This is a genomic window from Actinacidiphila cocklensis (assembly GCF_907177275.1).
GTDB lineage: Bacteria > Actinomycetota > Actinomycetes > Streptomycetales > Streptomycetaceae > Actinacidiphila > Actinacidiphila cocklensis.
In genome coordinates this window covers 1-20,257 of sequence record NZ_CAJSLV010000089.1, presented here as the reverse complement: position 1 = coordinate 20,257, position 20,257 = coordinate 1, and the positions used below count along the sequence as shown (strand labels likewise).

General features: G+C 72.8%; 16 protein-coding genes and 1 other RNA gene. 2 read left to right on the top strand and 15 right to left on the bottom strand.

Annotation, left to right across the window (positions count from 1 at the left end; genetic code table 11):
- Positions 1–404: 404 nt before the first annotated feature.
- The 9 genes from NFU81_RS31865 to ftsE all read right to left on the bottom strand — a co-directional run bounded on the left by NFU81_RS31865 (position 405) and on the right by ftsE (position 10,792).
- Positions 405–2,696, bottom strand: a complete 2,292-nt coding sequence (locus NFU81_RS31865) for a HelD family protein (RefSeq protein ID WP_251497843.1) — start codon at positions 2,694–2,696, stop codon at positions 405–407.
- Positions 2,697–2,850: 154 nt separating this feature from the next.
- Entirely contained in the window at positions 2,851–3,429 is a 579-nt protein-coding gene (locus NFU81_RS31860) for a CGNR zinc finger domain-containing protein (RefSeq protein WP_251497841.1), read from the bottom strand.
- A gap of 418 nt (positions 3,430–3,847) precedes the next feature.
- Positions 3,848–5,020, bottom strand: a complete 1,173-nt coding sequence (locus tag NFU81_RS31855) for a uroporphyrinogen-III synthase (protein WP_251497838.1) — start codon at positions 5,018–5,020, stop codon at positions 3,848–3,850.
- Between the two features lie 131 nt (positions 5,021–5,151).
- On the bottom strand, positions 5,152–6,516 hold the full coding sequence (locus NFU81_RS31850) for a nitrate/nitrite transporter (protein WP_251497834.1): 1,365 nt from the start codon (positions 6,514–6,516) through the stop codon (positions 5,152–5,154).
- A gap of 192 nt (positions 6,517–6,708) precedes the next feature.
- Positions 6,709–7,078: a transfer-messenger RNA gene (ssrA, locus tag NFU81_RS31845) on the bottom strand.
- Positions 7,079–7,226: 148 nt separating this feature from the next.
- Positions 7,227–7,706, bottom strand: a complete 480-nt coding sequence (gene smpB / locus NFU81_RS31840) for an SsrA-binding protein SmpB (protein ID WP_251497831.1) — start codon at positions 7,704–7,706, stop codon at positions 7,227–7,229.
- Between the two features lie 18 nt (positions 7,707–7,724).
- A complete protein-coding gene (locus NFU81_RS31835) occupies positions 7,725–8,984 on the bottom strand; it encodes a S41 family peptidase (RefSeq protein ID WP_251497828.1) in 1,260 nt (419 codons plus the stop codon).
- A gap of 122 nt (positions 8,985–9,106) precedes the next feature.
- Positions 9,107–10,024, bottom strand: coding sequence for a permease-like cell division protein FtsX (ftsX, locus tag NFU81_RS31830; protein WP_251497825.1), 918 nt, complete (start codon positions 10,022–10,024; stop codon positions 9,107–9,109).
- A gap of 78 nt (positions 10,025–10,102) precedes the next feature.
- Positions 10,103–10,792 (bottom strand): cell division ATP-binding protein FtsE, encoded by a 690-nt coding sequence (gene ftsE / locus NFU81_RS31825; RefSeq protein WP_251497822.1) that lies wholly within the window; start codon positions 10,790–10,792, stop codon positions 10,103–10,105.
- A 284-nt stretch (positions 10,793–11,076) separates the two neighbouring features.
- Here ftsE and NFU81_RS31820 point away from each other — a divergent pair, with 284 nt between their 5' ends.
- The gene (locus NFU81_RS31820) at positions 11,077–11,268 is read left to right on the top strand and encodes a hypothetical protein (protein ID WP_073493555.1); all 192 of its coding nucleotides are present in this window, start codon (positions 11,077–11,079) and stop codon (positions 11,266–11,268) included.
- Between the two features lie 38 nt (positions 11,269–11,306).
- Here the strand turns inward: NFU81_RS31820 and NFU81_RS31815 are convergent, their stop codons facing one another.
- The 6 genes from NFU81_RS31815 to NFU81_RS31790 all read right to left on the bottom strand — a co-directional run bounded on the left by NFU81_RS31815 (position 11,307) and on the right by NFU81_RS31790 (position 18,895).
- Positions 11,307–11,561 carry a DUF6332 family protein gene (locus NFU81_RS31815; protein ID WP_251497819.1) on the bottom strand — a complete coding sequence of 85 codons (255 nt, stop codon included), beginning with the start codon at positions 11,559–11,561 and terminating at the stop codon, positions 11,307–11,309.
- 30 nt (positions 11,562–11,591) lie between these two features.
- Complete coding sequence (locus NFU81_RS31810; RefSeq protein WP_251497903.1) at positions 11,592–11,978, bottom strand: VOC family protein; 387 nt, start codon at positions 11,976–11,978, stop codon at positions 11,592–11,594.
- Positions 11,979–12,402: 424 nt separating this feature from the next.
- A complete protein-coding gene (locus NFU81_RS31805) occupies positions 12,403–13,092 on the bottom strand; it encodes a hypothetical protein (RefSeq protein ID WP_251497803.1) in 690 nt (229 codons plus the stop codon).
- A gap of 239 nt (positions 13,093–13,331) precedes the next feature.
- Complete coding sequence (gene prfB, locus NFU81_RS31800) at positions 13,332–14,450, bottom strand: peptide chain release factor 2 (RefSeq protein ID WP_251497800.1); 1,119 nt, start codon at positions 14,448–14,450, stop codon at positions 13,332–13,334.
- A gap of 104 nt (positions 14,451–14,554) precedes the next feature.
- Complete coding sequence (locus NFU81_RS41420; RefSeq protein WP_422665341.1) at positions 14,555–16,750, bottom strand: protein kinase domain-containing protein; 2,196 nt, start codon at positions 16,748–16,750, stop codon at positions 14,555–14,557.
- Positions 16,751–17,065: 315 nt separating this feature from the next.
- Complete coding sequence (locus NFU81_RS31790; protein WP_251497797.1) at positions 17,066–18,895, bottom strand: serine/threonine-protein kinase; 1,830 nt, start codon at positions 18,893–18,895, stop codon at positions 17,066–17,068.
- A gap of 592 nt (positions 18,896–19,487) precedes the next feature.
- Between NFU81_RS31790 and NFU81_RS31785 the strand changes: the two genes are divergently transcribed.
- A partial coding sequence (locus tag NFU81_RS31785) for an FHA domain-containing protein (protein ID WP_251497793.1) occupies positions 19,488–20,257 on the top strand: 770 nt, incomplete at its 3' end.

Genomic DNA, 20,257 nt, shown 5'->3' with positions numbered 1-20,257 from the left:
CGCCCACTTGCCGCGAGGCGAGCATGGCGGGTCGGTGTCACCAACCTCTCCCATTCTGCGTTGTACGCAGCGACCACCGGCCGGTGGTCCGGGCCACGGCCGCCCGTGCGTGCCGCCTGCCGTGGCCGGCCGGCTTTCCCCCGGTGTGGGTGTGCCCGAAGTGGGTGCCACTTGCTGTGGCGTCGCTTCCTTCCCGCCGTCTCGGCTTGTCGCGCAGTTCCGCCCCCAGAGCTTCGCGCTGGGGGTACCCCCAGCGCCCCTTCTGGCCTGCGCCCTCCCCCGCACCGAGTTCGCCCCTGGCAAACGCTCACCCTCTGCACAGAGGGTGAGCGTTTGCCAGGGGCGCTGGGGTACCCCCGGGCCAAGCTCTGGGGCGGGGTCCGGGGGCGGCCCGGGGAAAACGGTCAGGCCAGGGGGCGGAGGAGGTCGGGGACGCCGGAGGCGTCAGGAGCGTCGCGGTCGCCCGCGAGGACGGTGAGCCGCTGAGTGGCCCGGGTGAGGGCCACGTACAGGACCCGCAGCCCCGCAGGGGACTCCTCCGCGATCTCCGCCGGGGAGACGACGAGCGTCGCGTCGTACTCCAGCCCCTTCGCCTCAAGGCTGCCCAGCGCCACGACCCGCTCGCCGAGCCCTTCGAGCCAGCCGCGGGCCTGCGCCCGCCGGTTCATGGCCACGACGACCCCGACGGTCCCGTCGACCTCGGAGAGCAGCCGCGCGGCGGCGGCCCGTACGTCCGCCGCCAGGTCCGCGCCGGCCACCTCGTAGCGCGGGAGGATGCCGGTGGAGCGGACCGCCCGCGGCGACTCCATGCCCGGCATGGCCAGCGCCAGCACCGTCGAGGCGACCTCGGCGATCTCCGCGGGGTTGCGGTAGTTGACGGTCAGGGTGAAGCGCCGCCGGGGCCTGCTGCCCAGCGCCTCGTCCCGCGCGCGGGCCGCCTCCTCCACGTCGGACCAGGAGCTCTGCGCCGGGTCGCCGACGATCGTCCAGGTCGCCGTACGCCCCCGGCGACCGACCATCCGCCACTGCATGGGCGTGAGGTCCTGCGCCTCGTCCACGATGACGTGGGCGTACTCCGTGCGCTCCTCGTCCAGCCGCTCGGAGCGGCCGCGCCGCCCGCCGGACATCCGGTCGGCGTAGGTGGTGACCTCGTCGAGCCCGGTGAGCTGGTCGAGCGGGTCGGCCTCGCGCCGCTTGGGCCGGGGCGCGGGGCCGAGCAGCATCTCCAGCTCGTCCAGCAGCGCCACGTCGTGCGCGGTCGCACCGTCCCTGCGCAGCGACCGCGCCACCCGCCGCACCTCGGGCGGCGTCAGCACCCGGCGTGCCCAGCGCGCCAGCCGCTTCTCGTCGGCGAGCGCCGCCAGCACCCGGCGCGGTTCGAGCACCGGCCACCAGGCGTCGAGGAAGTCGATGAAGTCCTGCTCGGTGGAGATGTCCTCGTCGAAGCCCTGCCGCTCCTCGGCGGCGAGTTCCGCGTCGTCGAAGCGCCGCCCGGTCTTGCGCCACAGAGTGTCGAGCAGCAGCCGCCGGGCGCGCGGGCGCAGCAGGTTGACCGGGGCGGTGCCGCTGAGCGCGGTGTGCCGTACGTCGGCGAGCTCGCCCGCCGACAGCTCGACGCGCCGCCCGAAGGCCACCACCCGCAGCGTCGCGGGGGCGTCCGGGCCGGCGGCCAGGTCCAGGCAGCCGCGTGCCGCGTTGCGCAGCACCTTCTGCATCCGCAGGGAGCCCTTGACCCGGGCGGTGGCCGGCTCGTCGTAGAGGTCCGCGCTCACCCCGTCGACGAGCGAGCCGACCGCCCGGATCGCGACCTGCCCCTCCTCGCCGAGCGAGGGCAGCACGCCCTCGGTGTACGCGACCAGCAGCGGTGTCGGGCTGACGCACAGGATGCCGCCGGAGTAGCGGCGCCGGTCCTGGTAGAGCAGGTACGCGGCCCGGTGCAGGGCCACCGCGGTCTTGCCGGTGCCCGGCCCGCCGGTCACCTCGGTGACGGACGCCGCGGGCGCCCTGATCACCATGTCCTGCTCGGCCTGGATGCTGGACACGATGTCCCGCATGGTGTGCGTCCTGGCCTGCCCGAGCGCGGCCATCAGGGCGCCGTCGCCCACCACGGGCAGCCCCGTGGTCAGCTCGGGGCGCAGCAGGTCGTCCTCGACGCCCAGCACCCGGCGGCCCTTGGACCTGATCACCCGGCGCCGTACGACCCGGCCGGGCGCGACGGGCGTCGAGCGGTAGAACGGCGCGGCCGCCGGCGCCCGCCAGTCGATGACCAGCGGCGCGTAGTCGGTGTCGAGGACGCCGATCCTGCCGATGTGCAGGGTCTCGGCGATGTCGGCGGTGGCGTCGTCGCGGATCGCGTCGTCCGCCGGGTCGACGGAGGTGAAGGCGCCGTCCACGCCCTTCTTGCCGTCCTTGCCGCGCAGCAGGTCGATCCTGCCGAACAGGAAGTCCTCGAACTCGCTGTTCAGCCGGTTCAGGTGCACCCCGGCCCTGAAGACCTGCGCGTCCCGCTCGGCGAGCGCACCCGGCGTTCCCGCCTGGCCCTTCTTGGCGGCGTCGCTCATCAGGAACTCCGCCTCGTGGATCTTCTCCTCAAGACGGCGGTAGACCCGGTCGAGGTGCTGCTGCTCGACGGCGATCTCCTGCTCCCTGACCCCGCCGCCCCCCTGCCGGTCCTGAACTGCGGTCTGCGCGCCCACGCAGGACCCCCTTCTCTGTACGTCGTGCGCCGCCCCGCGGGTTACCGTTCCGCGCGAGGGGCAGCCTGCAACCGTACGCGACCTGCGCCCTTCTGCCCACCCGGCACATCCGCCCGCCCCCGTTTTCCCCGCGAAATGCCCCGCCCGGCGCGCTTCAGGCGTTCCGCAGCGCCGGAGCCGTCCGCCGCCGGTGCCGCGCGACCCGCTCGCGGTTGCCGCAGACCTCGCTGCTGCACCAGCGCCTGCGGCGGCCGCGGGAGGTGTCCAGGTAGACCAGGGCGCAGTTCTCGCCCTCGCAGCGGCGCAGCTGGGAGCGGGCGACGGGGTCGGTGAAGAGGTCCACCGCGTCCCTCGCCACGGCTGCGAGCAGGCCGGCCCCGTCGGGCGGCACCGCGAGCGCCCTGGCCAGGGTGCCGTCCTCGCCCGCGACGGCCTGCGGGGCGGGCGGGGCGGCCCGCGCGAACCCGTTGAGCCGCGCCACCGCCTCCGGCGGGTGCGGGGTGCCGTCGAGCTGTGCGCTCACCAGCGCCTCCAGGAGCGTGCGGAGGTCCTTCAGGCCCTGCGCCCAGCCCGGGTCGGCGTCCACGGGTGTCCCCGGCGGGACCAGCCCGGCGCCGTACACCCACTCGACCACCCGCTCGACCCGGTCGAGCCGCTCCCCGACGGGCCGCGCCACCCGTGTCGCCACGAGGTCCAGGCACACCCGCCCCCCGTCGAACCTCAACTCCCCCATCGCCCCCTCCCTCCCAAACGGTCGCCCCCCAGAGTGCCCGGCGACTCCCGTCGGGGGCTAGAGCCGTACACCTCCCGGGGTACCCCGTCGGTGTACGGTCCCCTTCTCCCGGCGGGGTGCCCGTTGCTGTGGCCTCGCACCTGCCGGGTCCCGTCGTGGCCGGCGCGCAGTTCCCCACGCCCCTGAAAAACGCTCACCCCCTCCCCCCGAAGGTTCGCCCCTGCCAGGGACGAACGCAGTACGCAGGAGGACGCAGCCCAAAAGGGGCGCTGGGGGTACCCCCAGGCGAAGCTCTGGGGGCGGAACCGCGCGACAAGCCGCAGTGGCGCTGAAGGCGGCAGCCCGCCGCAAGGGGCAGTCGCCCTGGCCCACCCGCCCGGGGGAAGGTCCCGGGACCGGGGGCGGGGGCGCCCGGGGGCTAGAGCGCGGCGCCCGGGGCGTATTTGTCGGCGTGGGGGTCCAGCGAGAGGCGGTACCCCCGCTTGACCACCGTCTGAATGAGCTTCGGAGCCCCCAAGGCCGAGCGCAAGCGAGCCATCGCCGTCTCCACGGCGTGCTCGTCCCGGCCGGCCCCGGGAAGGACCCTCAACAGGTCGGCCCGGGAGACGACCCACCCCGGCCGGCGCGCGAGAGCGCGCAGGAGCGCCATCCCCGCCGGCGGCACCGGCCGGAGCAGGCCGTCGACGACCGCGGCCTGCCCCCGGATCTCGACCTGGTGGCCGGCCACCGGCAGCGGGCGCACCCGCCCGGGCAGCTCCCTGGCGAGGAGCTGCACGAGCGGCCCCAGCCGGAACCGCTCGGGCTGGAGCGTGGGGATGTCGTGCGCCTGCAGGGGCAGCGCGGTCACGGGACCTACGCACGCGACGAGCACGTCGCGCCGGAACGCGGCGATCAGCTCGTCGAGCTGCCCGCGCTGCCCGGCGCGGTCCAGCAGCGACGCCGCCGCCGGTGCGCTGGTGAAGCTGACCGCGTCGATCGACCGGGCGCACACCGCGTCGAGGAGCCGGTCCACGGGGCCGAGGTCCTCCGGTGGCATCCAGCGGTAGACGGGGACGGCCACCACCCGCGCCCCGGCGACCCGCAGCGACTCGATGAAGCCGGGCAGCGGCTCCCCGTGCAGCTGCACGGCGACGCGGCGCCCGTCGACGCCCTCGTCGAGGAGCCGTTCGAGCACCTCGGCCATCGACTCGGAGGCGGGCGACCACGCCTCGGTGAGCCCGGCGGCGCGGACGGCGCCGCGCACCTTGGGGCCGCGGGCGAGGAGTTCGGCCTCGCCGAGCCGCCGCAGCAGCGCCTCGCCCAGGCCCCAGCCGTCGGCCGCCTCGATCCAGCCGCGGAAGCCGATCGCGGTGGTGGCGACGACGATGTCGGGGGCGCCGTCCAGCAGTTGCTTGGTCTTGGCCAGCAGCTCCGTGTCGTCGATGAGCGGCACGATCCGCAGGACCGGCGCCCGCAGGACGGTCGCGCCGCGCCGCTCCAGCAGCGCGCCCAGCTCGTCGGCACGGCGGGCCGCCGTCACGCCGACGGTGAAGCCCGCCAGCGGTGCCACCGCTTCGGGTCCGCCGTTCCCGCTCACCTGCTGCGCCTGCATCGCTCCGCCCACCTTGCTGCTGAGGTTCCACGTTCCGTCCCGCCACCCCGCGGGGTTCCGGCATCGTCCCAAGGCGGGGTGACGGGTTCGGTTCGCCGGGATTTCCCGGATGTTACGTACGCGTCAGGCGCTCAGACCTCCGCGTAGGCGGCCGCACCGGTCGGGGCGGCCTGCTCCGTACCCGCCGCGGCCCCGCCGGCCCGCCGCAGGTATACGGCCCAGGTGACCGCGAAACAGACGGCGTAGTAGGCCAGGAAGGACACGAAGGCGGGGGTGCCGGAGTGGCTGTTGAGGAAGCTCTCCCGGAAGGCCAGGTTGATGCCGACTCCGCCGAGCGCGCCGACGGCCCCGATCAGGCCCATGGACGCACCGGACAGCCGCCGCCCGTGTGCCGCCGCGGCCTCCCCGGTCAGGCCCTTGGCCTCGGCCTTCTTCTGGAAGATGCCCGGGATCATCTTGAACGTGGACCCGTTGCCCAGGCCGCTGAGCACGAACAGCGCGATGAATCCGGGCAGGAACAGCCCGAGCGACTTCTGCTGCGAGGCCACCACGACGACCCCGGTGGCGGCGGCCATGCCCAGGAAGTTCCACAGCGAGATCCGCGCGCCGCCGAAGCGGTCGGCGAGCCGGCCGCCGAGCGGCCTGATCAGCGAGCCGAGCAGCGGCCCGATGAAGGTCAGGTACGCCGCGTGCAGCGGGGTGCGGCCGAACTGGTTCTGCAGGACCAGGCCGAAGGCGAAGCTGTAGCCGATGAAGGAGCCGAAGGTGCCGATGTAGAGGACCGCCATGATCCAGGTGTGCGGGTCCTTGGCGGCGTCGATCGCGGCCCCGGTGTCGTTCTTCACCGTCGTGAGGTTGTCCATGTACAGCGCCGACAGTGCGGCGGCGACCACGATCAGCGGGATGTAGACGGCGAGGATGACCCGCGGGTGGGTGGCGCCCGCGGTGGCGATGACCAGCAGGCCGATCAGCTGGATCGCGGCGACGCCGATGTTGCCGCCGCCGGCGTTGAGGCCGAGCGCCCAGCCCTTCTCACGCAGCGGGTAGAAGGAGTTGATGTTGGTCATGGAGGAGGCGAAGTTGCCGCCGCCGACCCCGGTGAGGGCCGCCACCAGCATCAGGGTGCCGTAGGAGACGCCGGGCTTCATCACGAAGGACGCGGTCACGGTCGGGACCAGCAGCATCAGCGCGCTGACGATCGTCCAGTTGCGGCCGCCGAACTTCGCCACCGCGAAGGTGTACGGCACCCGCAGCACCCCGCCGACCAGCGTCGGCATCGCGACCAGGAAGAACTTCCCGGCCGGGTCCACGTGGTACTCGGGTCCCATGAAAAGCACCATCACCGACCACAGGCTCCAGATGGAGAACCCGATGTGCTCGGACAGCACGGAGAACACCAGGTTGCGCAGCGCGATCCGCTTGCCGCCGCCCTCGTTCCAGAACCGCTCGTCCTCGGGATCCCACTGCTCGATCCACCGGCCTGTCCATCGACTCATGGCGCCTCCCTGTGACCTGGTCCTGTGCTCCGCCGGGTGTCGTCCCGACGATAGGAACGGCGCGTTACCGCCCTGTGCCAGCAGGTCACACGAGCGCAACCGTGCTCTCATTCGCCCTTCGCGGGCGCTGTGAGCGCCCGGAAACGCCGAACGGCGCCCCCCGTCTGGGAGGCGCCGTCCGGCGCATGGGATGAGTGGAGATGGCGGGAATCGAACCCGCGTCCTGTGGTGCGGAAACAGGGCTTCTCCGAGCGCAGTCCGCTGTGCTTTTCTCGGCCCCGGCAGTCACGCGGACAAGCCGCCGACAGGCCCAGTCACTGTTTGATTTCCTTCCAGGACCCGTGACCGGTCCTAGAAGTTTAGATCCCTTGATGATGCCAGGATCCGGGTCGGGATCACCCCCGGGCTGACACTTCGCAAGTCGCTACTTAGGCAGCGAGGGCGAAGGAATCGCGCTTGGTGTTGGCGATTATTGGTTGCGACATATGGTTAACGAGATCATTGCCGCTTCCTCGGCTCGCTTCCCCTGCTTCGACATCCCCAGTCGAAACCGATCATCCCCATGTGGTGTTTTCAATGTGCAGACCGGGCTCACCATGGCCCGGTGCCGCTGGACCTATCGTACGTGATCAGCGCACGGCGCGGCCAGCGTATTCCCGGCGCATCCCCCGGAAGGGGGCGCCGGGCGCCACACCTCGGGCGCCGGCGTGTCAGGCGCGCTGGCGGCGGCGGGCAGCGGAGATCACGCGGTCGGACTCGCGGCGGTCCTGCTTCTCCCGCAGCGTCTGCCGCTTGTCGTACTCCTTCTTGCCCTTCGCGAGCGCGATCTCGACCTTCACCCGGCCGTCCTTGAAGTACAGGGACAGCGGCACGATGGTGTGGCCGGTCTCCTGGGTCTTGTGGACGAGCTTGTCGATCTCGGCCCGGTGCAGCAGCATCTTGCGCTTCCTGCGGGCGGAGTGGTTGGTCCAGGTTCCCTGGACGTACTCCGGGATGTGCACGTTGTGCAGCCACGCCTCGCCGCCGTCGAGCTGCGCGAAGCCGTCGACGAGCGACGCGCGTCCCAGGCGCAGCGACTTGACCTCGGTGCCGGTGAGCACCAGGCCCGCCTCGAACGTGTCGAGGATGAGGTAATCGTGTCGCGCCTTCTTGTTCTGCGCGATGAACTTGCGACCGGTCTCTTTTGCCATAGCCCGGCCATTCTCCCACTAGGAGGGGGTGCCGAGGCCAGCGAATACTTCACGCGCCTCGGCCGCCGCGTCGTCGCCGCCCGCCACCTGGACGTCGGGCTCGATGCCGTGGCCGTCGACCCCGCGGCCGTCGGGCAGGTCGTAGTGGCCGACGGTCAGCTCCGCGACCGAGCCGTCCGGCAGGGTGCTGGGCATCTGCACCGACCCCTTGCCGAAGGTCCGCGAGCCGACCACCACCGCCCGGCCGCGGTCCTGGAGCGCCCCTGCCAGCAGCTCCGCGGCGCTCATCGTGCCGCCGTCGACCAGGACGACCAGCGGTTTGGCGGTGTCGCCGCCGGGGGCCGCGTAGAGCGCCTGCTGCTTGCCGTGCACGTCGTAGGTGGCGACCAGGCCGCCGTCGAGGAAGGCGGACGCCACGGCGACGGCCTCCTCGACCAGGCCGCCGGAATTGCCCCGCAGGTCGAGCAGCACGCCGTGCTTCGCGGCGGCGGCCGCTGCCTGCACCTGCTTGCCGGTGCCGAGCGTGAAGGCGTCGATGGCGATGTCGGTGGGTCCCTCGGGGCCGTCGGGGCTGCTCACGGTGACCGCCTCGGTGGCGAGCGTGGCCCGCTGCATCGTGACCGTCCACTCGCGGCCGCCGCGCTGTACGGCGAGGCTGACCGTACTGCCCGGTACGTTGCCGCCGCGCAGGGCTGCGACCACTTCGGTGACCGCGAGGCCGGTACATCGGGTGGAGTCGATCGAGTCGAGTACGTCGCCGACCCGGATGCCGGCCCGCCCGGCGGGGCTGCCGGACTGCACCCGGGCGATCTGGATGCGGCCGCCGTCGATCCGCCGCACCCACAGCCCGGTGCCGACGTAGCGGCCGTCCAGGGCCTCCTGGAGGCCCGCGTACTCCTGCGCGGTGTAGAAGGACGACCAGCGGTCGCCGCTGCGGCTGACCAGCTTCTGCACGGCCTGCGGGCCGACCTTGCCCTGGGCGATCTCCTGGGCGATGCGTTCGCTGTCGGCCTTCTGCTTCATGCCGCCGCCGGACTTCCCGCCGTTCCTGGCGCCCTTGGCGTCGCCGCCGGCGCTCCAGGCGTCCGTGCGGGCCGAGTCGGTGCCGGGCCGGCCTGCGTCGGCGGGGGCCGCGGCGACCCGGGGCCGGGCGCGCTGCTGGGGTTCCGCCAGGCTGCCTGCGGCGGCACCGGTGGCCAGCATGGTGCCGAAGACCAACGTCAGGGTGGCCCCGCGGCGGATACGGCGGGGCGTCCCGAACAGCAACGGGCCGGACATGGCCGGAAGTCTAGGCGAGAATCGGGCGGCGTACGGAAAGATACGACGACCGCCGGCGGGTCCCGTGGACACCCCCGGCAGTCGCCTTGCCGTCGCCCGGCCGTCGCCCGGCCGTCGTCGGATCAGACCCTCAAGTACCGCCGCAGCGCGATGAATGCGGCGCACGCCGGCATCAGGAAGCCGATCAGCAGCACCAGCGGCAGGACTTGGATGACGGAGTCCCAGCCGAGGAAGGACACCAGCGGGATCTTGTCCTGGAGTTTGAGGCCGGCGTCGATCATGAAGTACCGCCCGCCGAGCAGCATCACGCTGGCGACCGCGGCGCCGACCAGGCCGGCGAAGGCCGCCTCCATGATGAACGGCATCTGGATGTAGAAGCTGGACGCGCCCACCAGCCGCATGATGCCGGTCTCCCGGCGGCGGCTGAACGCGGACACCCGCACGGTGTTGATGATCAGCAGCATCGCGACGGTCAGCATGAAGGCCAGCACCACGTACGCGGCCTTGGTCATGCCGCCCAGCAGCGAGAACAGGTTCTTCAGCACCGCGCGCTGGTCCTCGATCGACTGCACACCCGGGCGCCCCTGGAAGGCGCTGGCGATGACGGTGAACTTCGTCGGGTCCTTGAGCTTGACCCGGTAGTTCTCCTGCATCTGGTCGGGCGTGATGGACGAGGCCATGGGCGAGTTCTTGAACTGCTGCTCGTAGTTCTTGTACGCGCCCTCCGCGGTCTCGTAGTAGACCTTCTCCACGATCGGGAGCTTCTTCAGGTCCGCGAGGATCTGCGCCTTCTGGTCGTCGGTCACCGCGCCCTTGGCGCAGCTGGGCGTCGAGGTCGCGTCGCCCTTGTTGCACATGTAGACGGTGACCTGGACCTTGTCGTACCAGTAGCCCTTCATCGAGTCGACCTGCTTGTTGGCAAGCAGGGCGCCGCCGGCGAGGGCGAGCGAGAGCGCCACGGAGATGATCACGGCGAAGGTCATCGTGAGGTTGCGCCGGAGGCCGACGCCGATCTCCGACAGGAAGAACTGGAGGCGCATGGGGGTCGAGGTTCCTTTCGGAAGGGGGACGATGTCCTGCGGACGGCCTGCGGCTGGTGCCGGCGGCCGTGGACGCGGCTAGTGCTGGTAGCCGTAGACACCGCGCGACTGGTCGCGAACCAGCCGCCCCTTCTCCAGTTCGATGACGCGCTTGCGCATCTGGTCGACGATGTTCTGGTCGTGGGTGGCCATCACCACGGTGGTGCCGGTCCTGTTGATCCGGTCCAGCAGCCGCATGATGCCCACCGACGTCTGCGGGTCGAGGTTTCCGGTCGGCTCGTCTGCGATCAGCAGCATGGGCCGGTTCACGAACGCGCGGGCGATGGCGACGCGCTGCTGCTCACCACCGGACAACTCGCCCGGCATGCGGTCCTCCTTGCCGGCCAGGCCGACCAGGTCGAGCACCTCGGGCACGGTCTTGCGGATGGTGCCCCGGGGCTTGCCGATCACTTCCAGCGCGAAGGCGACGTTCTGGGCCACCGTCTTGTTCGGCAGCAGCCGGAAGTCCTGGAAGACGGTGCCGAGCTGGCGCCGCATGTGCGGGACCTTCCAGTTCGACAGCCGGGCCAGGTCCTTGCCCAGCACGTGCACCATGCCGGTGTCGGTCCGCTCCTCGCGCAGGATCAGCCGCAGGAACGTCGACTTGCCCGAGCCCGAGGAGCCCACCAGGAAGACGAACTCGCCCTTCTCGATCTCCAGCGACACGTCCCGCAGGGCGGGACGGTTCTGCTTGGGGTAGGTCTTGGTGACGTTGTCGAATCGGATCACGTTCGCACCAGGGGTTTGCGGGGAGAGCGGACAGGGGATGAGGGCGACACTACGCGACGGGTCAAGCCGCGCGCAGTCGTCGTAGCGGGTTGGTGGGCCGTCCCACAGGGCATAACCGGGCAAGCCCGTTCATTCCCGCTCTCCCGCCTCCGAGCGCACGGCGCCGCGGAACCTGGCACGATGGAGAGTGCGTACGCAGTGCCGACACCAGGACTGGCGAGCATCCCTCCCGGGAACGATTCACCCACCGGGAGCGTTCACCAGAACGGAGTGAGGAGACCACCATGACAGTCGACCGGCTGGTGTGCGCGAACTGTTCCGGCCCGGTGGCCGAGGGTCGCTGCCCCGTATGCCGCGCGAACCGTGCCCGCATGCAGCAGGAGCCGGGCTGGTCCTCCATATCCCCCGCGACCCTGATCGCCCTCCTGGTGGCCTTGCTGGCCGTCGTCCTGGTCGTGGAGCACGCCACGGCGTGACCTTCCGGTCACTCTCCGCTGTCTTGAGCCGCCTGCTCTCAGCTGCCCTGACGCCGCCACGCCTCGAACCGCCGCAGCACCCGTACGACCCGCCACCCTCCGCACAGGGCCGCCACCCCGGCACTGACGGTGAGCACCCCGTCCCGCGCGCCGCCGCCCACCCCGAGGACCCGCACGCCGGCGTATCCGGCCACGAAGACCACCGCGGCCAGGGCTCCGCCCGTCACGAGGGCGAACACGATCTCCACGGTGACCGCGTCCTTGTCCCGCCGCACTTCCCGCCCACGATCCACCCGTCCAGCCTCCCACGGCGCCGGTCCGCGTCACGCCTGCATGGCGGCCCGGTCGGAGGCGCTGCGCAGGACGCAGAACTCGTTGCCCTCGGGGTCGGCGAGGACCGCCCAGCCCGAGCCGTCGGGCTTGCGGTGGTCGGCGACGAAGCCGGCGCCGAGCGCCAGCAGGCGGTCCACCTCCTCGTCGCGTGAGGTCTCGGGCCGCAGGCAGAGGTGGATCCGGTTCTTGGCCGTCTTGACCTCCGGCACCTGGTTGAAGTGCAGCACCGGCCCGTTGTCCGAGAGCAGCACCTGCGCCTCCGGGTCCCCCGGGAAGTCCTCCGGATGCAGCGGACGCCCCGTTACGCCGCTCCACCACTTCGCCAGCGCATAGGCGTCCGCACAGTCGATCGCGATGTTCTCCACCACTGAAACCATGCGCGCGAGCTTCCCCGATCTTCGCTCGGAGCGCCACTGGATTGCGGCTTCGGCGGCTGCTGTCGCGCTGCGCGACTGAGGGTCGTTGCCCTCCTTCGACTGGTCGAGCAGCAGGGTCCATCGGAAGTCTCTCAAGACGAAGAATTCCGACTTCGTGAACATGAAGACTCTGTTCCAGGGCTTGATGCGACGGAACGCTCAGCCCCACAACAGGACGCAGGTGAGTTTGCCCTATTGGCTCTTCTCGTAGCCTGCGCCCGGCCCGTTCTTGCCAACGCGGCTGTCGCCGTGGGCGATTACCGACGATCTGACGGTGCCCGTGCCGCCGCAGAACTCCGCGCCCCAGCGAGTGCGAGGCAAAAGGGGTGGGGCCGGAACGCGTGTGCGTTCCGGCCCCACCCCTTGGCGCGGGTGCGCGCTGCCGTCAGGCCGCGTCGCGGCGGCCGGCCGCCAGACGCGGGGTCAGGCGGAAGCCGATGCCGCCCGCGATCAGGGTCGCGGCGCCGATCAGCAGGAACGTCGTGCCGTTCGAGCCGGTCTCGGCGAGCTGGCTCGTGGTGTCGCCCTGCGGGACCGGCTGCGTGTTGTCGGTGCTGGTGTTGTTGTTACCGCAGTCGACGCTGTCACCGGTCAGGGTGCAGGTGTTGTTGTTGCCGTCGGGGTTCGTACCGCTCGGCGACGTCGGGCTCGACGTGGAGCCGCCGTTGGCGTTGCCGTTGGACGTGCCGGTCGTGGGCGGCTGATGCGTGGGAGGAGTCGTCGGCTCCTCCGTGGGAGGCGTCGTCGGCGGGTCCGTCGGGTCCGTCGTCGGCGGGTCGGTCGGGTCCGTCGTCGGCGGGTCCGTGGGAGGCGTCGTCGGCGGGTCCGTCGGGTCCGTCGTCGGCGGGTCGGTCGGAGGGGCCGTCGTGGGCGGGTCGGTCGGACCGCCGTCCGCGCCGCTCAGCGGGTCGACCGGACCCGTCGTCGGCCCATCCAGGACGTGGATGGGCGACGTGGACGTACCGTCGTTCGACACGGCCTGGGCCGCGCCCACCGCTGTCAGGGAGGCGCCGCCGGCTATGACGGCCGCCGCGGCTATGCGGGCGACACGCAGCCGCGTGTTGCGCTTGCTCATGAGTCAATTACCCCCAGTAGATGTCTGCTTCGGGCCGCGCAGGCATCGTGAGGGTTGTCACTGGAGGGAATCGCAACGCTCGCCCCCGTGAGCTGACGCCTCAGACATGCGCATGCCGCGCATCACCCTCGCCGCTTTCCCCAGGGGCGTCAAGGCCATTAAGCACACAATGTCCGCATTACCCTCGTGTGCCCGGCACTTCTGCACAAGTCTGTGACATGCCCAATGTCACAGACGGCTCAAGCCGCCGTCTTCTCGCGGGACTTGCGCCAGCGGATGCCCGCCTCGATGAAGCCGTCGATGTCGCCGTCGAGGACGCCCTGGGGGTTGCCGACCTCGTGGTCGGTGCGCAGGTCCTTGACCATCTGGTACGGGTGCAGGACGTACGAACGCATCTGGTTGCCCCAGGAGTTGCCGCCGTCGCTCTTGCCGAGGGAGTCCATCAGGGCCTGCTCCTCCTGGCGGCGCCTTTCGAGCAGCTTGGCCTGGAGCACGTTCATGGCGCTGGCCTTGTTCTGGATCTGGGAGCGCTCGTTCTGGCAGGAGACGACGATGCCGGTGGGGATGTGGGTGATGCGGACGGCGGAGTCGGTGGTGTTGACGCCCTGGCCGCCGGGGCCGGAGGCGCGGTAGACGTCGACGCGCAGCTCGGACTCGTCGATCTCGACGTGGTCGCTCTGCTCGACGACGGGGAGGACCTCGACGCCGGCGAACGAGGTCTGGCGGCGGCCCTGGTTGTCGAAGGGGGAGATCCGCACCAGGCGGTGGGTGCCCTGCTCGACGGACAGGGTGCCGTAGGCGTAGGGGGCCTTCACCACGAAGGTGGTCGACTTGATGCCGGCCTCCTCCGCGAAGGAGGTCTCGTAGATCTCGGTGGAGTAGCCGTGGCGCTCGGCCCAGCGCAGGTACATCCGCTGGAGCTGCTCGGCGAAGTCCGCCGCGTCGACGCCGCCGGCCTCGGCGCGGATGTTGACCAGGGCCTCGCGGGCGTCGTACTCGCCCGACAGCAGGGTCCTGACCTCCATCTCGTCGAGCGACTTGCGGACGTTCTCCAGCTCGGCCTCGGCCTCGGCGCGGGTGTCGGCGTCGTCCTCGGCCTCGGCCAGCTCGAAGAGCACGCCGAGGTCGTCGATACGGCCGCGCAGCGTCTCGACCTTGCGCAGCTCGGCCTGGAGGTGGGAGAGCCGGCTGGTGATCTTCTGCGCGTTGTCCGGGTCGTCCCACAGGGACGGCGCGGCGGCCTGCTCCTCAAGCGCGGCGATGTCGTTCCGCATCCGGTCGAGGTCGAGGACGGCCTCGATCGACCCCATGGTCGAGGACAGGGATTTCAGTTCTTCGGATACATCGACGATTGCCACGGGTCCAGCCTACCGGCTGGCCGAAACGTACTGCTCCGGCCTTGGCGCCGATGGCGCCATCCCGCCGCCGCGGCGGCGGCGGGACGCACCGGCGGGACCTCGGCTCACACCGACGCCGTGGCCCGGCTGAGCGTGCCGGACGGTGTGCGGGTGAATATCTCCAGCACGTGAGGGGAGGCGGCCGCCGCGCCCAGGGCGGTGGGCGTGCCCGGCAGCGGGGCGGTCGACCAGTCGGCGTCGGGGGCGACCGCGGCCTGCCCGCCGGGCGCGAAGGCGTAGAGCCGGCCCCCGGCGGCGACGGCGTCGGGCCTGGCGGTGGCGTCGAGGCCCTGGACGACCGCGGAGGGCCGCCAGGCGCCGCCGGAGTACGGCAGCTGGAGCACGGCGCCGTCGGCCTTGCGGACGACGAAGGCGTCGAGGGTGCCGCGGGTCCTGGAGACCAGGGCGGGGGCGGCGGTGATGCGGCCCGCGGTGGGGACGACGGCCCAGGCGTTCCAGCGGCTGCCGACCAGGGAGGCGGTCACGAGGTCGCCGCCGACCCTGCCGACCAGGTCGATACGGCCCGGCTCCGAGGACGCGGCGGCGGGGGCGGCGTCGAAGTGGGTGCGCTCGTCGACCTGCGACCAGGCGTTCCAGTGGCCGCCGGCCATGGTCCTGCGGTAGAGCAGGCCGTCGGTGCCGAGCGCGAACAGGTCGATCCGGCCCGCCTTCGCGGAGACCGCGGCCGGGTCGTCGGCGACGTTTATGCCGCTGAGCTTGTGCCACGGGCCGTAGCCGGAACCGTCGCGGACGACGTACCAGACGTTCTTGTCCTGGCCGCGGGCGAAGACGTAGGTGCTGCTGCCCACGGCGAGCGCGCGCGGGCCGCCGACCAGCGGGACGCCGGCGGCCGGGACGCCCTGGAAGGCGGACCAGCGGGGCAGCGCGGGGGACGGTCCCGTACGGCTCTGCGGGGCGTCGGCGGCCGCGGTGGGGGCGGCGGGGGTGGTGGCCTTGGGGGTGGTCGTGGCGGGGTCGGTCGTCGGCGTGGCGTCGTCGCGGGAGGTGCCGGGTCCCGCCGAGCCGGAGGAGCCGGCCGCGGCGATGCTCCAGCCGCCGATGCCGGCGACGGCGAGCGCGGCGGCAGCCGCGGCGGCGAAGCGGATACGCCGCTGCCGCATCGCGTCGGAGACCGCACGGTGCCGGGGGCTGGCGGGGCGTCCGGGCGCCGAGGCGCGGCCCTTGCCCGCGCCGCGGGAGGCGGCGCCGTAGCCCGCCAGCTCCTCGGCGGTCGGCAGCTTGATGCTGGTGTGGGTGTCCCGGCTGGAGTCGGGGACCGCGCCCCGCACCAGCGGTACGGCCCCGCGCCTGCGGTCGCCGCCGGCGGGTGCGGGCGGGGCGGGCGGTACGGCGGCGGGCTGCGGCTCGGCCGATGTGTCGGCGTAGCCGCCCTCGTCGCCGGCGTCGCCGGGCGCGGCCACGTCGAGCGCGGGCAGTCCCGCGAGCCGCGGCAGCAGGTCGCGCAGCCGGGTGGCCAGCTCGCCCGCGGTGAGCCGGGAGGCGGGTGCCTTGGCCAGGCAGGCGGTGAGGATGCGTTCGAGGTCGGCGGGCAGCCCCGGCAGCGGCTGTACGGCCTCGGTGACGTGCCGGCGCAGGACCGCGCCGGGGTGGCCGCCGCCGAAGGGGGTGAAGCCGCCGAGCAGCTCGTAGAGCACGGTGGCCAGCGCGTAGATGTCGACCGAGGCGCGCGGCGGGAGGCCCTCGATGATCTCCGGGGCCAGGTAGTCGGGGGTGCCGATGATGCGGGTGGCGCGGGTGCGGCGGGGCGAGTCGACGAGTCGGGCGATGCCGAAGTCGGTGAGCAGCGCGGGCGGGGCGCCGCCGGGGCCTGCGGGGGCGGCGGAGTCCAGCAGGACGTTCTCCGGCTTGACGTCGCGGTGGACCACGCCCGCGGCATGGGCGGCGGCGAGCCCGTCGGCGACGTCCGCTGCGATGGCGACGGCGGCCTCGGGGGCGAGCCGCCGTTCGCGTTCGAGCCGGGAGCGCAGGTCGGTGCCGCGGACCAGGTCCATCACCAGGGCGAGGTCGCTGCCGTCGACCACCAGGTCGCGGATGCCGACGATGTGCGGGTCGTCGAGCGAGAGCAGTGCGGTGCGCTCCTGCACGAAGCGGCCGACCAGGTCCTGGTCGGAGGCCAGGTCCTCGCGCAGCAGTTTGATGGCGACCGGTCCCTCGGGGCCGTCACCGAGCCACACCGTGCCCGCGGATCCCCGCCCGAGCACCTGGTGGGCGGTGTAGCGGCTGCCGATCTTCCTGGCCAAGGCTTGCTCCGACTCCTCCGGCTGTCCGTCGCGTGGGCGACCCCGTGCTGCCGACAAAGCTACGCGGAACAGGGGCCGTTCGGGGTACGGGAGACCGGTGAGTAGGCGTTCTGCACGAGAAATCACCCTTCGGAAGTCGACAAATCCCCAAGGTGGACGCCGAAATGGGTGTACGACGGCCGTCCGCCCGTACGCGGACCGGAGGCGTACGGGCGTGCGGGCGGGCGTGCCGACAGGGCCGGCACAGGGGGCTGCGAACGCGGACAGCGCACTGGGACTGCGGACAGGGACAGCGGACAGGCGGGCGACGAGACGCTAGTTGCCCGTCAGGCCGTTGAGTCCGTCGACGCCGTTCTGCCCGGTGAGGCCGTTCAGGTCGGGCGTGTTGGTGATGCCGGGGTTGTTGTCGCCCTGGCCGCCGCCCGAGTCGCCGGTGATCGAGGAGATCTTGTCCCACGCCGAGTGCGCCCAGCTCGACGTCGCGTCCCACAGGTTGCGGGTGCTGTCGACCCAGTGGGGCAGCGGCGTGGTGTACCAGACGATGACGAAGAGCACGATGATCACCAGGATCACCGTCAGGCAGCCCTTGAGGCAGCCGAGGCCGGGGATCTTGACCGGGTTGGCGCTGCGCCGCCGCGGCTCGTGCTGCCGGGGCGGCTCGGGGGCCGCCGGCGGGCGCTGCTGCGGCTCGTAGCGCTGCGGCTGCGGCTGCTGGTAGCGGGGCTGCTGCTGGGGCTGCTGGTAGCGCGGCTGCTGCGGGGGTCCTGACTGCTGCTGCGGGTAGCCGTAGCCCTGCCCGCCGCCGCCCTGCTGTCGCTGCTGCTGCTGGTACTGCTGCTGTTGCGGGTAGCCGTAGCCCTGCCCGCCCTGCCCCTCGGGCTGTGCGGGCTGGCCCGGCTGGCGGCGCGGGCGGCGGAAGAGCGGGTCCATCTCCGGCGGCAGGTAGCGCGCCTCGGTCTGGTCGTTGCGCTGCCGGGCCGCGCTGAGCTGGGACTCCCAGGGGTGCGGGCCGCCGCCCTGCCCCTGCCCCGCCTGGGGGGCGCCGCCCGGCACCGGCGGCAGCACGCGGGTGCCGTCGGCGGCGCGGTCGGAGCGGTCCCCGGCCTCCGAGGGCAGCACGCTGGTCGCGGCGTTCGGGTCGTACCCGCCGCCCTGTCCGTGCGGCAGCACCTGCGTGGGGTCGGCGTCGGTGCTGGCGCCGCCCGCGCCCTGTGCGGCGCCGAGGCCGGTGCCCGGCACCAGGGTGGGGGTCTCGTCGGGGGCGAGCAGCGCGCCCACGCCGAGGGCCGCCTCGGCCGCCGCGGGGCTGGCGTGCACGCCGACGCCCGCCGCGACGACCCGCAGCGCGCGGGCCAGGCTGTCGGCGCTCGGGCGCTGCGCGGGCTCCTTGCGCAGGCAGCGCTCGATGACCGTCCACAGCGGTTCTGGGACGGTGCTGGGGCGGCGCGGCTGCTGGTTGAGATGGGCCTGCAGCACCTCGATGGCGTTCTCGCCCCGGAAGGGCACGCGCCCGGTGACCAGCTCGTAGAGCAGGATGCCGGCGCCGTAGATGTCGACGGCCGAGGTCTGCGGGCGGCCCTGGGCGGATTCCGGGGCCACGTAGGCGGGTGTGCCGACGAACTCGTGGGTACGGGTGACGCCCGGCGAGTCCGCGAGCCGCGCGATGCCGAAGTCGGTGAGCATCGGGTGCATCCGCTCGTCGCCGTCCTCGCCGGTGAGGGTGGCGAGCAGCACGTTGGCGGGCTTGAGGTCGCGGTGGACGACGCCGTCGGCGTGGCTGGCGGCGAGCGCGTCGGCGACGGCGGCGGTCAGCAGGGAGGCGGCGACCGGGGTGAAGGGGCCGTTCTCGCGCAGGTAGCGGTGCAGGTCGGGGCCGTCGACGAGGTCCATCACCAGGGCGAGCAGGTCGCCCTCGACGACCAGGTCGCGGACCCGCACGATGTGCGGGTGGCGCAGCCGCAGCAGGACGGAGCGCTCGCGCAGGAAGCGCATCACCACGTCGGGGTCGCCGGCCAGCTCTTCCTTGAGCACCTTGACGGCGACCGTGCTGCCCGCCTCGTCACGCACCTGGGCACGCCAGACGGTGCCGGTGGCGCCGCGTCCGAGCGGCTCCTCCAGGAGGTATTTGCTGCCTACCGGCCGCACGTCTGCGCTCCCTGCTCCGTAGTGACCGGGCTGCCGTACGGTGCCCGATTCCGGCCAAGCGTAGTGCCGCGCGGCGGACCGTGGCCGGGCGGCGGCGCCGGGATTCCCGGGTAGGACGCCGGGAAGGGGCCGCTGGTTGCGCGAGCGCGAGCGGAACGGCTTCCGCCGTTTTACGTCACCGGGCGGCCGGGAAGTGGTCGGGAGGCAGCCAGGAACGGGCGCGGAACCGGCTCCGATACGGCCTGGACACGGTCGCGGAACGGCCGGAACAGGTCACTTCACGCCATGCTGCGATCGGTCGACGGACGGTTATCGGGCGCTGAGCGGCGCGGTCGACGGTAGGACAAGATCACCGGAGGTGGTACCGGCGTCATCATGTCGGTGGCGGGTGGGAGGATGCACCCGTACGGTCCGGTGGGGGCAGCGGGGGGCGGCCCTGCCGCTCGTGCCTGCGCGCCGCCGGAATCCGTCCGGTCCGGTGCGCGGCCGGCAGATGCCGCCGGCTGTCGTAGGTGTCAGTGTCAACGCGCTCGTGCGCGGTCAGGGGAGGGTCTTCCCGCCGCGTGCCCGGGCAGAAGGGACCGCGGACGAGATGCAGATCCGGCTGACCGTCCTCGGGCCGCGCAGCGGCCGGGCAGCACGCGGCAGCGACGTGCTCGTCACCGCGCCCGCGGGCACCGTGCTCGGCTCGGTGGCCGGTGCGCTCGCCTCGGCCGCGGGGTCCGGGCAGCCGGGCCGCTCCGCCGGGTCCTCGGTGGCGCTCTACGTCGGGCGGGACCGCGTGCCGCCGACCGCCGTGCTCGGGGTGCCGCCGCTGGTCGACGGCGCGGTGCTGGCGCTCAACGCCCCCGCGGGGCCGTACGACCACGGGCAGTACGGCAGCTTCGGGGAGTACGGCAGCCCGGCTGCCGACGTGGCGCGGCTGCTGGTCGTCGGCGGTCCCGACGCGGGCGGCGTCCATCTGCTGCCCGGCGGCCGGGCCACGATAGGGCGGTCGGCCGACGCGGATGTGCCGCTGGACGACCCCGACGTGTCGCGGCTGCACTGCGAGGTGGCCTTCGGCCCGGACGGCGGCCTCACGGTCGCCGATCTGGGCTCCACGAACGGTACGACGCTGAGCGGGCGGGCGGTCGGCCCCGAGCCGGTGCCGCTGCCCCCGGGCGCGCTGCTCCACCTGGGTGAGTCCACGCTGCGCCTCGACCCGGCGGGCTCCCCCGCCGCGCCCCCGCTCCCGGCCGCCCCGGACTCCGACGGGCACCTGCGGGTCTCGCTGCGCGACACCCCCTGGCCCGCGCGACCGCCGCAGGCCCCCGCCGCGGTCCCGGCCCCGCGCGACGGCACGGCGGACGCCCGGCCCGGCAC

Coding starts and splice junctions, on each gene's coding strand:
- NFU81_RS31860 (WP_251497841.1), bottom strand. CDS start 3,429: ATGGGGGAGTTGAGGTTCGACGGGGGGCGGGTGTGCCTGGACCTCGTG.
- NFU81_RS31855 (WP_251497838.1), bottom strand. CDS start 5,020: ATGCAGGCGCAGCAGGTGAGCGGGAACGGCGGACCCGAAGCGGTGGCA.
- NFU81_RS31850 (WP_251497834.1), bottom strand. CDS start 6,516: ATGAGTCGATGGACAGGCCGGTGGATCGAGCAGTGGGATCCCGAGGAC.
- smpB (WP_251497831.1), bottom strand. CDS start 7,706: ATGGCAAAAGAGACCGGTCGCAAGTTCATCGCGCAGAACAAGAAGGCG.
- NFU81_RS31835 (WP_251497828.1), bottom strand. CDS start 8,984: ATGTCCGGCCCGTTGCTGTTCGGGACGCCCCGCCGTATCCGCCGCGGG.
- ftsX (WP_251497825.1), bottom strand. CDS start 10,024: ATGCGCCTCCAGTTCTTCCTGTCGGAGATCGGCGTCGGCCTCCGGCGC.
- NFU81_RS31820 (WP_073493555.1), top strand. CDS start 11,077: ATGACAGTCGACCGGCTGGTGTGCGCGAACTGTTCCGGCCCGGTGGCC.
- NFU81_RS31810 (WP_251497903.1), bottom strand. CDS start 11,978: ATGGTTTCAGTGGTGGAGAACATCGCGATCGACTGTGCGGACGCCTAT.
- NFU81_RS31805 (WP_251497803.1), bottom strand. CDS start 13,092: ATGAGCAAGCGCAACACGCGGCTGCGTGTCGCCCGCATAGCCGCGGCG.